Here is a 14,412-nt window from a genome sequence, read left to right on the forward strand (position 1 = left end):
CATGATCATTCCCGCAATTGACCTTATCAACGGTCAGGTAGTTCGCCTTTATCAGGGGGACTACGAGCAGAAGACCGAATACAGCAGCAGCCCGCAGGCCCGCTTCGACGAATATGTCTCCCAGGGGGCGGTGCAGCTCCATCTGGTGGATCTGGACGGTGCCAAGGATGCCAAGGCGCGCCAGCTGCCCCTGCTGACCCAACTGCTGTCGGCCACCGAAGCGCCGGTGCAGGTCGGTGGCGGCGTGCGCACCGAACAGGATGTGGCGGATCTGCTGGCCGCCGGTGCCAACCGGGTGGTGATTGGCTCCACCGCCGTCAAATCCCCGGATCTGGTGGCGAGCTGGATGGAGAAATATGGCCCCGAGCAGATCGTGCTGGCGCTGGACGTCAATATCGATGAGCAGGGCAATCGCCATATCGCGGTGGCAGGCTGGCAGGAGAACAGCGGGGTGACCATCGAAGCGCTGATCGAACGCTTCCTCCCCGCCGGTCTCAAGCACGTGCTATGCACCGACATCAGCCGTGACGGCACCCTGGCTGGCACCAACGTCGAGCTCTATCGGGATCTCTGCGCCCGCTACCCGAGCGTGGCTTTTCAGGCTTCCGGTGGCATTGGCGGCATCGCGGATATCGAGGCGCTCAAGGGCTCCGGCGTCAAGGGGATCATCCTTGGCCGCGCCCTGCTGGAGGGCAAATTCTCGGTGGGTGACGCCATCGCCTGCTGGCAAGCCCCTGCAGCCGACACCACAGGAGGTAACTGATGCTGGCAAGACGCATTATCCCCTGCCTCGACGTGAAAGATGGCGTGGTGGTCAAAGGGGTGCAGTTTCGCAATCACGAGGTGATGGGCGGTATTGTCGAGCTGGCGCGCCGCTACGCCGAAGAGGGCGCTGACGAGCTGGTGTTCTATGACATCACCGCCTCCAGCGATGCGCGGGTGGTGGACAAGAGCTGGGTCAGCCGGGTGGCGGAGGTGATCGATATCCCCTTCTGCGTCGCCGGTGGCATTAAAAGCGTGGAAGATGCCCGCCAGATCCTCGAATTTGGCGCCGACAAGGTCTCCATCAACTCCCCTGCCCTTGCCGACCCGACCCTCATCAGCCGACTGGCCGAGCGCTTTGGCGTCCAGTGTGTGGTGGTGGGCATTGACTCCTACTTCGACGCCGACACGGGCCACTATCAGGTCAAACAGTTTACCGGTGACGAGAGCCGCACCCGCACCACCGCCTGGCACACTCTCGACTGGGTGCAGGAGGTGCAAAAACGCGGTGCGGGCGAAATCGTGCTGAACGTGATGAATCAGGACGGCATGCGTCAGGGTTATGATCTCGACCAGCTCAAACTGGTGCGCAGCGTCTGCAAGGTGCCGCTGATTGCCTCCGGCGGCGCCGGTGCCATGGCACACTTTCGCGATGCCTTCACCCTCGCCGATGTGGACGGGGCGCTGGCCGCCTCTGTGTTCCACAAGGGCCTTATCCCCATTCCCGAATTGAAACGCTGGCTGAAAACCGAAGGAGTCGCCATCCGTGAATAACTTCTCTGATAACACACAAACAACCGCCAGCGCGCGCCCCCTTGCCGAACTGCTCGACTGGGAAAAATGTGATGGCATGATCCCCGCCATCGTCCAGCATGCCGCCAGCGGCGAGGTGCTGATGCAGGGCTTTATGACCCGCGAGGCGCTGGAGAAGACCCAGACCACCGGTCAGGTCACCTTCTTTAGCCGCAGCAAGCAGCGGCTCTGGACCAAGGGTGAAAGCTCGGGCCATGTGCTCCAACTCGTGGCCATCAGCACCGACTGCGATCAGGATTCCCTGCTGATCGCCGCCAACCCCGTCGGCCCCACCTGCCACAAGGGCACCCCCTCCTGCTTTAATGGCCACCCGCTGCCGCCCCTCGGTTTTTTGGCAGAGCTGGAGCAGGTACTGGCCGCCCGCAAAGGGGCCGATCCGGCCACCAGCTACACCGCCAGCCTCTATGGCAAAGGGACCAAGCGCATTGCCCAGAAGGTCGGCGAGGAAGGTGTGGAAGTGGCGCTGGCCGCCATGGCCAAGGATCGGGAAGAGCTTATCAACGAATCCGCCGATCTGCTCTACCACCTGACCGTACTGCTGCAAAACGAGGGGCTGGGATTACAGAATGTCGTACAGCGGCTTTATGAGCGACATAATAAATAGATGTATATTGATAGATGGGCGTGAAGCCCATCTATCATAGTAACAATGTAGATAATTCGACCAGCTCTATATAGTCATTATTTGACAACCCTTTATTTTGCAAGCAAGCCATATAATATCCACCATTATCATCATATCTTCCGTCTGAACGAATAATTGTGAGTCCATTTATATCATCCGGCTTATTATTATTATTTAAATAGTAACCACTGAGGATTTTATGAACATGTACTATATAGGCATAAAAATCATCATTTTTCAAAATCACCTTTTCATTACGACCTAACTTAACATCAGACCAATAATTAATCACCATTGATAATTTCGCTTTGTTTTTAAATGAGAAAACATTGTCTTTATTTACATTAATCTTATCAATTTCAGCATCTAAGAGTTTCCCGCCGCTACGAAGAACTATATATGCCGCAGGAACTTTTGCATGCATAATCAGTAAGGCAGATAAATAGATAATATCTATGGAACGCTCCGACACTGAATGCAATACAGCAAACAACGTGTCCAAAAATGACTCAGTCTCTCTTGCGGAGAGATGGTATGCATCCACAACTTTTGCAATTGTTTTAGAAAAGTCACTAGCATCTGAAAAACAATGAAATATTTTACTACATAAAAGCTCAAATCGATCTGCAACAAACTCTTCTATGAGAAAATGGCTAGGGCATTTATTCAAATAAAAACGTCTTTTGAAAAACCTGCCTAGATAAGTCTGAGCATCAAACCCTTCCCCATAAACTACCTTGATAGCATGCTGCAACTGCTCGGTATCTGTTGCCAGCACAAATACCACCCTGGGAATATCAAAAATATGCTTGATAGTCTCCAGCATTTCCACAGCATAGGAGGGACGGCAGCGATCCAGTTCATCAATCAAGATAAAGGCGGGATAATCCAGAGCGCCCTTACCTAAAGTAACAGCCCCTTCCACCCATTGCCTTATCTCATTTTTAAGATACTGAATAGATTCATAACGCTCTTTCTGATTACTGCATAAGGCATCGACCAGCTGATTGGCATCCTCACCTTCCAGCGAAAAATCATCTTCTTCCAATCCAGCCTTCTTGATTGCCGCTTTCAATGCCAGTTTGCCGCCCACTTTAAATAATCCCAGCAGCCGCTGACGCATCCCTTCTGGAATCGGGTTTTCTTTTCCCGCAATCATTTTTAACTGGTCGATAATCGACGAAATAACCGTCAATAAAGGATCATCGGAAAAGTCCTGCTGCCAGGCATCGATATAGACGGTGGGATAGTGCGCTTTCAACTCCATATACCAGCGCTTGATAAACCAGGTTTTTCCCGCCCCCCACTCGGCATTGAGGTTAAGCACATAGTTGCGCTGCTTGCCTTCGGCGGCGAGGTAGTTGGTCAGAAACTCGGCATAGCGGGCACGTTCCAGCCGATCACCAGCCAACTCTTCACCCCCCCAATGGCCCCCGGCCCGTCCCACTGCACTGCGTCATCCCATTTAAACGGTGCCACTGCCATCTCGTATCTCCCCATATTGCGTTGCTGAGGATGATATCAGGAGCACAGTGAAAATAGTTTGATTAAAGACCTGTTTGTTGCCCTTTCAACCGCTCGGTTGGGCGTATTTGACTGCCGGGCAATTTCTCTGCTGCTGGCCCACGATGCCGGGCCGATTTAGGTGGGACGGTTATCTGAACAGCCACGGACTCAGTTGATTTCTTTTGACCACACCAACGATGACAATCATGTGACTTGGCGCAGAACTTGCGGAAATAAACGCGAAATCTGACCTGTTCGGTGCTTAATTTAAACAGTTGATACATATATTCGCGCTGTATACAACGACGCGACGCCCTTAACCAAGGATGGTTAACTCCATGAAGGATGAACCCTTCTCTATCCAGTTACAGCATGAGCTGGATCACCTCAAAGCCATCTTCAACGAGACGGGCGCCTACATGTTTACCAAGGATCTGGCGGGTCGTTACACCTATGCCAATCAGGCTGTGCTGGATCTCTTTGGCTGCACCCTCGCCGAGTTGCAGGGACAGGATGATCGGGCTTTTTTTGATCTCGAATTCTCGAATGCCATTGAGCGCAATGATCGGCTGGTACTGGAGCAGCAGATCGCCATCGCCCAGGAGGAGATCAACTACCTCAAATCCACCGGGGAAAAGCGCTGCTACTGGACTGTTAAAAAGCCTATCCATGACAAGGATGGCAACCTGATCGGCCTGTGCGGCATCTCCACCGATATCACCGAACACAAGCTGATTGAGGCTCGACTGGCGGAGCAGCACCAGTTGCTGGAGCTCATCCTCGCCAATGTGGATGCCCATATCTATATGAAAGACAGCCAGCACCGCTTTCTCTACGTCAACCAAAAGGTCGCCGATATGCTGGGTCTTCCTGCCGAGCAGATCATCAACCGGCGCGATGACGAGGTGATCCCGGCTACCAGCGCCTGCCAGCTGTGGCGGCTGGATAACCGGGTATTCGAAACCGGTGAGCTGCAAGCCGGAGAAGAGATGCTGACCGATCCCGAAGGAAATCAGCACTACTACTGGTCGGTCAAGGTGCCCTTTCTGCTGGGGGATGGCACCCCGACCCTGATCGGTATCTCCTCCGACATTACCGAACTGCACCAGCTCAAGGAGCAGCTGCACCAGCAGTCGGTGCGCGATGGCCTCACCGGCCTCTACAACCGCCGCTTCTTTTTCGAGATGTGCGAGAAGAACCTCAGTCTGGACATGCGCCACCACCTCACCTCGGTGCTGATGGTGCTGGATGTGGATCAGTTCAAGTGCATCAACGATCGCTTCGGTCACCCCTTGGGGGATAGCGCGCTTGTGCATCTGGGCAGGGTGATGCAATCGGTGCTACGCAGCGAAGATGTGCTGGCTCGTATCGGTGGCGACGAGTTCGCCATTTTACTGCCCAACACCACACTCCAGGCCGCAGCATCACTGGCCGAACGGCTGCGCCTGCAGGTGATGCAAAGCACGCTGCCCCTGCCCGATGGGGATAAGCTGGTCATCACCATCAGCGCCGGACTGGTGGAAAATGGCGAGGGGGAGCTGATGGAGAGCCTCTACGCCCGCGCCGATCAGATGCTCTATCAGGCCAAACTGAGCGGCCGCAACTGCGTCGCGTGCAAGGCACGATAGCTGACTGGCCAGTCAGGCACTCCCACCTCCTTTTTTGCACTTATCCCGATCTCTCGCTCCTATTGCACGCTGCTTTCACTCACGCTCCATTGGCGTCTAGCCCAGCTGTTTGCGCAGCACAAACTTTTGCACCTTGCCGGTGGAGGTCTTGGGCAACGGGGTGAAGATGATGCGCTTGGGCGCCTTGAAGTGGGCCATCTGCTCGCGACAAAAGGCGATAAGCTCCGCCTGGGTGGTCTCTCGCCCCTCTTTCAATTTCACGAAAGCGCAGGGCACTTCCCCCCACTTCTCATCGGGCATGGCGATCACTGCCGCTTCGTCCACATCGGGATGGCGATAGAGCACATCTTCCACCTCCAGACTGGAGATGTTCTCCCCGCCGGAGATGATGATGTCCTTGGATCTGTCCTTGATCTCCACATAACCATCCGGGTGCCATACCGCCAGATCGCCACTGCGAAACCACCCCTCCGCCATCGCCTCGGCGCTGGCCGCCGGATTTTTCAGATAGCCCTTCATCACCACATTACCGCGCAGCACGATTTCGCCCATGGTCTTGCCATCCCGGGGGACCGGCTCGCCGCTGACCGGATGGACCACCCGCATCTCTCCCTGCAAGGGCGACGCGACGCCCTGGCGCGCCTTGAGACGCGACAGCGTGGTGGCATCCTGTCCTTGCCAGCTTCTTTGCGGTTCGCACAACACGCAGGGGCCATAGGTTTCGGTGAGGCCATAGACGTGGGTCACTGCGATCCCCATCGCCTCCATCCCGGCGATCACGGTGGCGGGGGGCGCAGCGCCAGCGGTCATCACCTTGATGGGGTGATCCAGCCCCTGCTTGAGCGCCGGATCGGCATTGTTGAGCATATTGAGCACGATGGGCGCTGCGCAAAAATGGCTCACCTTGTGCTCGTGCAGCGCCTCATAAATGGCGGCGGCCTGCACATGGCGCAGGCAGACGCTCACCCCGGCGGTGGCCGCCAACGTCCAGGGGAAGCACCAGCCGTTGCAGTGAAACATCGGCAAGGTCCAGAGGTAGACGGGATGTTTGGGCAGCTCCCAGGAAAGCACGTTGTTGATGGCGTTGAGGTGGGCACCGCGATGGTGATAGACCACCCCCTTGGGATTGCCGGTAGTGCCGGAGGTGTAGTTAAGGGATATCGCCTGCCACTCATCTTGTGGCAGCCAGCCGGGCTCATCGCCACTCCCTTGCGCAAGGAACTGTTCATAGTCGAGGTCACTGATAAGCGCCCCCTCCCGGTAGAGGGGATCATCGATGGCGATGACCAGCGGTTGGCACTCCAGCAGAAGACCCAGCGCCTTGCGCACCACGGCGCCAAACTCCCTGTCTACCAGCACCACCTTGCTCTGGGCATGCTGGAAGATAAAGGCCATCGACTCGGCATCGAGCCGGGTATTGATGGTGTTGAGCACGGCGCCGCTCATGGGCACCCCGAAATGGGCTTCAAACATCGCCGGGATATTGGGCGCAACGATGGAGACGGTATCCCCCTCCCCGATACCGCTAAGCCGCAGGGCCGAGGCCAGCTGGCGGCAACGGCGGGCGGTCTCGCCCCAGCTCTGGCGCAGCGGGCCGTGGATCAGCGCCGGATAGTCGGGGTAGACCCGCTCTGCCCGCCCCAGAAAGCTGATGGGGGTCAGCGCCTCGTAATTGGCGGCGGTTTTGGCAAGGTCACGCTCATAGATGTTCTGCACTGTCATCGGATTCCTTCCTCACAAGTGGCACAAAACGGGCAGTTTCGGGATGATTCAGAGATCAGCAAGCGACATGGGCATCCTGCCCGTCACTGGTCTCTTATGGGGATGACAGCCTAACAGTGAGCCTGCAGCGGCAGGTATTAGCAAAACGTCTTAGACAGGGACAGCCTGCTGCCAACAGGGGCCCCTGTTTTCGTTGCAAAAAATATTTCATTACGGGAAAGCGTGCCATTTTTTTCACAGGCTTTTTTTGGCGAATAACGAAAAATGACGATAGTGGAATATTATTCCGTCAGAGCTGCTTTATATGTCATTTCATTCATCTCAGTACGCACTATTTTCATGGCATTTATTTAAGACAAGCCACATTAAACGAAAGCTGAAATAGTTATTGCATAATAACTTTTATTTCATATCAGCTGTTAGATCCATGACAAATAAATTCTGTGAGCTATCCCATAAAGCGAGCATGGTGCCATGTTCATCCTGCCGTGCACGGGTTACGGTTACAACGTGAAACAATCTACCGGATGTTCAATATCAGGCCAGATTTCTCGCCAATCACTACGCAATCCACAGTGAGTTTGCGTACCTTAGATGTATGACGCAGAAACCCTATCGACCCGATATTCCGCCGAGCCCAAACCTGCTTTATCAAGGAGCATTTTATGAGTGCCGTGCCGAATACCACACCACGCAGACAATTCCCTACTGCATTTACCATTCTGTTTCTTATTATGTTGCTGGCCATTGCGCTGACCTGGATAATTCCGGCGGGCGCCTATGCCAAGCTCTCTTATAATCCGGCCAGTGAAAGCCTGATGGTCAATAGCCCACAGGGGGAAATAAGCCGACTTCCCGCAACCCAGGATGCTCTGGCAAAACTCAATATCAATATTGCGGTGGAGCAATTTACCAACGGCACCATCCGCAAGCCCATCGCCATTCCCGGCACCTATGCACGGCTGGAGCAAGCGCCCAAGGGGCTCGGTGACGTGGCAGTCAGCATGGTCAAGGGCACCATCGAGGGGGCGGATATCATCGTCTTTATTCTGGTGCTCGGGGGGCTGATCGGCGTCATCAACAAGACAGGCGCATTCAGTGCGGGGCTGGTGGCGCTGTCGCACAAGACCCGGGGCAACGAGTTCCTGTTTGTGGCGCTGGTCTGCTTCGTAATGGCGCTGGGAGGCACCACCTGCGGACTGGAGGAAGAGGCGGTCGCCTTCTACCCCATACTGGTGCCCATCTTTCTGGCGCTCGGCTATGACTCCATCGTCTGCGTAGGGGCCATCTTCCTCGCCGCCTCCATGGGTACCACCTTCTCCACCATCAATCCCTTCTCGGTGGTGATCGCCTCCAATGCCGCCGGCATTCCCTTTACCGAGGGGCTGATCTTTCGCGCCATTGGCTGTCTGGTGGGCACCCTGGTGGTGATCGGTTATCTCTACTGGTACTGCAAGAAGATCAAGGCCAACCCGGCCTTCTCCTACACCTATGAGGACAGAGAGAGTTTTCGCGCCCGTTTTCTCAAAGAGGGCGCCATGGACGAAGGGGTGCCCTTCACCCTACGCCGCAAGATCATTCTGACCCTGTTTATCCTCGCCTTTCCGCTGATGGTGTGGGGCGTCTCCATGGCCGGTTGGTGGTTTCCGCAGATGGCGGCCTCCTTCCTGACCATCGCCATCATCATCATTTTTATCTCGGGTCTCAAAGAGAAAGAGGCGGTCGAGGCCTTTACTCAAGGGGCGTCGGAGCTGGTGGCGGTCTCGCTCATTATCGGGCTGGCGCGGGGGGTCAATCTGGTGCTGGATCAGGGGATGATCTCGGACACCATTCTGGCCTACGCCTCCGATCTGGTCTCCGGCATGCACGGCGCCGTGTTCGCGGTGGCGCAGATGCTGGTGTTCACCCTGCTGGGGTTGGTGGTGCCCTCCTCGTCGGGGCTCGCGGTGCTCTCCATGCCCATCATGGCGCCGCTGGCGGATACCGTGATGATCCCGCGCTATATCGTGGTGTCGGCCTACAACTGGGGGCAATACGCCATGCTGTTCCTGGCCCCCACCGGACTGGTGCTGGTCACTTTGCAGATGCTCGGCATTCAGTTCAACAAGTGGGTCAAGTTCGTGCTGCCCATGGTGGGCTTTGTGCTGGGATTTGGCGCCCTGATGCTGGTAGCGCAAGTAATGATGGCCTGATGGGCCTGCTGACGCGGTGATACATGAGTGACAACACCCCGTGCCTGGCGCGGGGTGTTTTTATTCAGCCTTAGTGGCGAACCCGCCCCTGCTGGTGGAAGCAGTAGAGTTTAAGGCTGATGTCGGCGATATCGGTGGGAAGCTCCTCTCCCTGCTCGGCCAGGGGCCGGTAGAGGGATGAGAGCAGTCGTTCGGCCTGCTGCGCCGTGATGATGTTGGCCTGGATGGCCGGGGTGATCCAGCTGGGTAACATTGACATATCTCCCCCTCGTTGATCCGGTGATCTCGGGTGAACATCTTCATATCAGGTCTTACGCGATTGTCTGCCGACCCGTTCACCCTTTGCTTCACCCAATCAAAGCAAAATGCTTGCCGTGATCTCTTATCGGCCAACATCCGATGGGGCTGGAGCCATTTATCAACCACTTGCGTGGCCATCTCAACGAACAGCGCGCCCGTTCAAGAACTCTCCCTTGACCTGCCCCCGTCAACACTTTGCCACTCTGGCTTGCGGCTCGCCGTCCGCCTTGCAAATTGCGACTCGAATTGCTCCTTATCACACTGGCAAAGCCCGCCATGCGCCGGAAACTGGTCACTTTTAGTCCGTTGTCGCCAAAGTCAGACACTTTTTCATGGTGGCTGTTTTTTGACCTTGCCAGCGCCTGTCGCAAGCCCATCCCCCTCGCCTTGTCCGGCCAGCCGGTTGTGACAAGATGGCGCCAGATTGGAACAGCCCGGATGGGTATGCAGGAGAACCATAAGATGAACAGATCCATGATGGCAGGTATCGGTATTGGCATCGCCTCGGCCCTGGCACTCTCGGCGGTGGCCAGCGGCTCCCTCTTTACACCCCAGCCCACCTTTGCCGAGGTGATCGCCAGCAAGCCGGTCACCGAGACCATCAAGACTCCCCGACAGGAGTGTCGCAACGTCACCGTGACCCACCGCAAGCCGGTACAGGATGAACACAAGATCCTTGGCACCGTGGTGGGCGCGGCGCTGGGTGGTGTGGTCGGCCACCATTTTGGTGGTGGCAGCGGCAAGAAGGTGGCCACCGCTGCGGGAGCGGTCGCGGGGGGTTATGCTGGCAATCAGGTGCAGGGCAATATGCAGGCGGGTGATACCTACACCACCACCGAGCAGCGCTGCAAAACCGTGCAGGATAGCAGCGTCAACACCATCGGTTATGACGTGACCTATCGCCTGGCAGGTCAGGAGGGGGTGATCCGCATGAAGCAAGCCCCCGGCGCCACCATTCCGGTCAAGGAGGGAAAATTGGTGATCGACCAGCCAAAAGTGTGATGTCTCCTGGCACCAGTCAGCAGCAGGCCCGCCTCTTTCGAGGCGGGCCTTTGTGTTTGGGGCGGCTTGATTTTCTTTTTTCACACAACGGCGCGCACCACTCACGGTCACGGCACCCGAACTATCACTCCTTGCAGCACTTCTTCACCGCCCGCACCACGTTCTGATAACCGGTACAGCGGCAGAGGTTGCCTGAAAGGCCGCGGCGGATCTCCGCATCGGTCAGCGGACGGCGTTCGGTCTTGTCGAGCAAGGCGGCGCTCGCCATCACGAGGCCCGGGGTGCAAAAACCGCACTGCACCGCCCCCTCGTCGATAAAGGCCTGCTGCACGTCGGAGAGCTCATTGCCATTGCGCTCCCCCTCCACGGTGCGAATGGATTTGCCATCGGCCCACACCGCCAGATAGAGGCAGCTGTCGATAACGGTGCCATCCACCCGCACGGTACAGGCGCCGCACTCGCCGACACTGCACCCCTCTTTCACACTGATAAGCCCCTGCCCACGCAGAAAGTGGAGCAGCGACATGGTGGGCGACACCGCGTAGGAGTAGGGTTTGCCGTTGATCTCGCACTGGATCTCCACTGCGGGACAGCTTTGCGGTTGCATCATAGGATCTTGCCTCCGGCACGTTCGACGGCGCAGGTGATCACCCGCTGCGCCAGGGTTTTGATAAGGTGCAGGCGAAACTCTTTTTCTGCCCGCCAGGAGGAGCGCGGCGCCACATCGGCCACTACCGCCTCGGCAATGGCGGCCAGAGTCGCCCGAGTCAGGGGTTGCCCCTCGGCCGCCGCTTCGGTGTGCGGGGTACGCACCGGTGTCGGGGCCGCCACCCCGTAGGCCAGCCGCAAGCGCTTGAAGTGACCATCCTCAATCTGGCAGTAGGCGGCGCAGCCGATGGTGGCGATATCCATGGCATCGCGCATGGCGTATTTGAAGTAGTGGGAGCCCACATGGGGATGGGGATCCGGCGCAAAGTGAAACGCTACCAGAATTTCCGCCGGTTGCAGCGCCACCTTGCCGGGGCCGGTATGAAATCCGGCGATAGGGATGCGGCGTGTGCCATTGGGCCCGGCGATCTCCAGCTCAGCCTCCAGCGCGACAGTCGGCGCCGCCGAGTCGGCACTGGTGGCACCATTGCAGATATTGCCGCCATAGGTGGCGACGTTGCGGATCTGCGGACCGGCGATGGTGGCAGCGGCTTCGGCCAGCATCGGCAGGCGGCGCTGCACCAGTTCGTTTTCGATGATCTCGGTAAAGGTGGTGCCTGAGCCGATACGGATCGACCCATCAGGTAGCTCGCTCACCCCTTTGAGTTCGGGCAAGTCGTGAATATCGACGATATGACGATAGGCGGTGTTGAGGTGATGGAGCTGGATCATCACATCGGTGCCACCGGCCAAGAGGCGCGCCTCGGGGTCCGCCTGACGCAGGGCGACGGCCTCGGCCACGCTGTGCGCCTTGTAGTAACGGGCAATATCAAACATGGTGTTGCTCCTCCCCTGTTCCCTCGCCAATCAAACCCGCGGCGACAAACTCCCGGAACAGGGTCTTGGGGGTGATGGGCAACTCGTTGATGGCCACCCCGGTCGCCATGCGAATGGCGTTACGGATGGCGGGGCCCGGCGAGATGATGGGCGGTTCACCCAGGGATTTGTGGCCATAGACCGACTGGGGCTCGTAGGTCTGCACGAAGTCGCATTCAAGTTCTGGCAAATCCAGCATGGTGGGGAACTTGTAGTCGAGCAGGTTGGGGTTGCGCACCACGCCGGTCTTGGCGTCGATGATCATCTCCTCGAACAGGGACCAGCCGATCCCCATCCCCATGCCGCCATGCACCTGTCCTTCCGCCAGCTGCGGGTTGAGGATCTTGCCCGCATCGTGCAGGTTGATGATGCGATTGATGGTCACCTTGCAGAGATCGATATCGACGCTGAGATCGACAAAGGTGCAGCCAAAGCTCGGCGGGTTGGTGGTGGTCTTGTGGGAGACTTCCGAGGTGATCTGGCCGCCGATGGTGAGGTGGTAGTAGGCGTTGACCGATACCTCGGCGACGCTGATCAGCACCTTGTCCGGCGCACCCGCCAGCACCACGTAGCCGTCGATCAGGGTCAGCGATCCCACATCCTGATGGCAGAGCTGGGCCGCCAGCGAGAGGATACGGGCCCGCAACTGCAGCGCCGCCTGATGGATGGCGGGCGCCGCCACATAACTCTGACGCGAGGCGAACGAGCCCGGATCATAGGCAGTAATGTCGGTATCCTGGGTCGAAATGACCCGGATCTGCTCAAACGGAATGCCCAACGTCTGGGCCGCCATCTGGGCAAAGACGGTATCCGATCCCTGCCCTATCTCGGTGGCGCCGATCTGCAGATTGACGGTGCCATCCTGATTGAGCAGCATGCGGGCGCCAGCAATTTCGACCCCCACCGGATAGGTGTTGGAGCCGTAGCTGAAACAGGCTACCCCGATGCCGCGCCGCACCCGGCTGGCAGGATCCTGCCCCAAGCACTCGGCCTTGAGCCGATCCCACTCGAACATCTCGCGTCCACGCAGCAGGCAGTCCGGCAGCCCGGCGCTGTAGATGGTCTTCTGGTTGACCTGATTGACGTCGCCTTCGCGCGCCACGTTGGCGATCCGCACATCGAGCGGATCCAGTCCCAACTCGGCGCAGGCGTCATCCAGCATGCACTCGAGGGCAAAAATCGCCTGCGGCGCGCCGTAACCGCGCATGGCACCGGCGGTGGGCAGGTTGCTGTAGAAGGTCTTGGCGTCATAACCGAAGGCGCTGCGCGGATAGAGGTAGCTGATCTTGTTGCCACCGGCGCTGGCGATGGAGTGGCCGTGAGAGGCATAGCCGCCGGTGTTGGAGAGCACATCGAGCTGATAGCCCTTGAGGATGCCATCGCGGTTGAGGCCCATCTTGCCATCGATGGCAAAGCCGTGGCGGGTGCGGGAGGCAAAGAAGCACTCCTCCCGGCTCAAGGTCACCTTGACCGGCACGCCGCCGAGCTTGTAGCTCAAAAACGCCGCCATCGGCTCTTCCAGCACATCCTGCTTGTTGCCAAAACCGCCGCCCATATAGGGCTTGATCACCCGCACGCTCGACCAGGGCAGACCGAGGGATTTGGCCACCCGGCTGCGCACTATCTGGGGGATCTGGGTGCTGCTGACGACGATGATGTGGTCCGGTTGATCCATGTAGGCGTAGCAGGTCACCGTCTCCAGATGGCAGTGCTGCACCACAGGCGTCCGGTAGTGCGCCTGAAACTGCAGATCTGCCGCCGCAATGGCCTGCTCCGGGTCATTGGCGCGAAGCTGGCTTTGGCGTAGCAGATTGCCGCTCGGGTGAATGGGATAGGCACCCTCGGCCAGCGCACTTTCGGCATCCGTCATCACCGGCAGCGGCTCGTAAGTCACCTTGACCAGCGCGGCAGCCTTCTCGGCCACCAGCGGATCGCGGGCCACCACGATGGCGACCCCATCGCCAAAGTGGCGTACATGGTCGGTGAGCAGGCGGCGGTCTTTCACATCCCGTTTCGCCTCATCGAGGGACCAAGCGTGACCGGCGGTGCGAAAACAGGTGGTAGGGACATCTTCATGGGTAAACACGGCTTCAACCCCGTGCAGGGCCAGCGCCTCAGTCGCATCGATGGCAAGCACCTTGCCATGGGCAATATTGCTTCGCACGTACTTAGCGTGGCGCATCCCGAGCATGATGTTGTCATCGGTATAGCGGGCGCTGCCGGTCACCTTGGCCTCGGCATCCACCCGCTTGAGCGGTAATCCTATGGACATATGCAAGTCCTTTTTCGAATGGAAAAATCTGGAACCGGCATAAAAAACAGCAAGATATGCGCCTGT

Annotated in this window: 12 protein-coding genes; 6 read left to right on the plus strand and 6 right to left on the minus strand. The window is 57.8% G+C overall.

Going from position 1 to position 14,412, the window contains the following annotated elements; all coding sequences use genetic code 11:
* Nucleotide 1 precedes the first annotated feature (1 nt).
* Genes hisA through hisIE form a run of 3 tightly spaced genes read left to right on the plus strand, consistent with a single transcriptional unit; the run spans nt 2 to nt 2,179 of the window.
* Nucleotides 2–763 carry a 1-(5-phosphoribosyl)-5-[(5-phosphoribosylamino)methylideneamino]imidazole-4-carboxamide isomerase gene (gene hisA, locus ACTG1P_RS03015; protein WP_167556456.1) on the plus strand — a complete coding sequence of 254 codons (762 nt, stop codon included), beginning with the start codon at nt 2–4 and terminating at the stop codon, nt 761–763.
* Complete coding sequence (gene hisF / locus ACTG1P_RS03020; RefSeq protein WP_005345639.1) at nt 763–1,536, plus strand: imidazole glycerol phosphate synthase subunit HisF; 774 nt, start codon at nt 763–765, stop codon at nt 1,534–1,536. Before hisA ends, hisF begins: the two co-directional genes overlap by 1 nt.
* Nucleotides 1,529–2,179, plus strand: a complete 651-nt coding sequence (hisIE, locus tag ACTG1P_RS03025) for a bifunctional phosphoribosyl-AMP cyclohydrolase/phosphoribosyl-ATP diphosphatase HisIE (protein ID WP_440000447.1) — start codon at nt 1,529–1,531, stop codon at nt 2,177–2,179. Before hisF ends, hisIE begins: the two co-directional genes overlap by 8 nt.
* 34 nt (nt 2,180–2,213) lie before the next feature.
* Here the strand turns inward: hisIE and ACTG1P_RS03030 are convergent, their stop codons facing one another.
* Nucleotides 2,214–3,611: a KAP family P-loop NTPase fold protein gene (locus ACTG1P_RS03030; protein WP_440000448.1), complete on the minus strand. Its 1,398-nt coding sequence runs from the start codon at nt 3,609–3,611 to the stop codon at nt 2,214–2,216.
* 433 nt (nt 3,612–4,044) lie between these two features.
* Here ACTG1P_RS03030 and ACTG1P_RS03035 point away from each other — a divergent pair, with 433 nt between their 5' ends.
* On the plus strand, nt 4,045–5,334 hold the full coding sequence (locus ACTG1P_RS03035; protein ID WP_440000449.1) for a sensor domain-containing diguanylate cyclase: 1,290 nt from the start codon (nt 4,045–4,047) through the stop codon (nt 5,332–5,334).
* Nucleotides 5,335–5,430: 96 nt separating this feature from the next.
* On the opposite strand, the gene ACTG1P_RS03040 is transcribed toward ACTG1P_RS03035, so the two are convergent.
* A complete protein-coding gene (locus ACTG1P_RS03040) occupies nt 5,431–7,056 on the minus strand; it encodes an acyl-CoA synthetase (protein WP_440000450.1) in 1,626 nt (541 codons plus the stop codon).
* 665 nt (nt 7,057–7,721) lie between these two features.
* Between ACTG1P_RS03040 and ACTG1P_RS03045 the strand changes: the two genes are divergently transcribed.
* Entirely contained in the window at nt 7,722–9,248 is a 1,527-nt protein-coding gene (locus ACTG1P_RS03045; RefSeq protein WP_440000451.1) for a YfcC family protein, read from the plus strand.
* 70 nt (nt 9,249–9,318) lie between these two features.
* On the opposite strand, the gene ACTG1P_RS03050 is transcribed toward ACTG1P_RS03045, so the two are convergent.
* A complete protein-coding gene (locus ACTG1P_RS03050; RefSeq protein ID WP_440000452.1) occupies nt 9,319–9,507 on the minus strand; it encodes a hypothetical protein in 189 nt (62 codons plus the stop codon).
* A gap of 503 nt (nt 9,508–10,010) precedes the next feature.
* Here ACTG1P_RS03050 and ACTG1P_RS03055 point away from each other — a divergent pair.
* Nucleotides 10,011–10,550: a glycine zipper 2TM domain-containing protein gene (locus ACTG1P_RS03055; protein WP_440000453.1), complete on the plus strand. Its 540-nt coding sequence runs from the start codon at nt 10,011–10,013 to the stop codon at nt 10,548–10,550.
* A gap of 124 nt (nt 10,551–10,674) precedes the next feature.
* On the opposite strand, the gene xdhC is transcribed toward ACTG1P_RS03055, so the two are convergent.
* From xdhC to xdhA, 3 genes are read right to left on the minus strand one after another with little or no spacing between them, the layout of a single operon-like run.
* Complete coding sequence (gene xdhC, locus ACTG1P_RS03060) at nt 10,675–11,160, minus strand: xanthine dehydrogenase iron sulfur-binding subunit XdhC (protein WP_440000454.1); 486 nt, start codon at nt 11,158–11,160, stop codon at nt 10,675–10,677.
* The gene (gene xdhB / locus ACTG1P_RS03065; RefSeq protein ID WP_440000455.1) at nt 11,157–12,035 is read right to left on the minus strand and encodes a xanthine dehydrogenase FAD-binding subunit XdhB; all 879 of its coding nucleotides are present in this window, start codon (nt 12,033–12,035) and stop codon (nt 11,157–11,159) included. The genes xdhC and xdhB overlap by 4 nt, the downstream gene beginning before the upstream one ends.
* The gene (gene xdhA / locus ACTG1P_RS03070) at nt 12,028–14,346 is read right to left on the minus strand and encodes a xanthine dehydrogenase molybdenum-binding subunit XdhA (RefSeq protein WP_440000456.1); all 2,319 of its coding nucleotides are present in this window, start codon (nt 14,344–14,346) and stop codon (nt 12,028–12,030) included. The genes xdhB and xdhA overlap by 8 nt, the downstream gene beginning before the upstream one ends.
* Nucleotides 14,347–14,412 lie beyond the last annotated feature (66 nt).

The sequence above is a fragment of the Aeromonas sp. 11P genome (genome assembly GCF_051920165.1).
GTDB lineage: Bacteria > Pseudomonadota > Gammaproteobacteria > Enterobacterales > Aeromonadaceae > Aeromonas > Aeromonas veronii.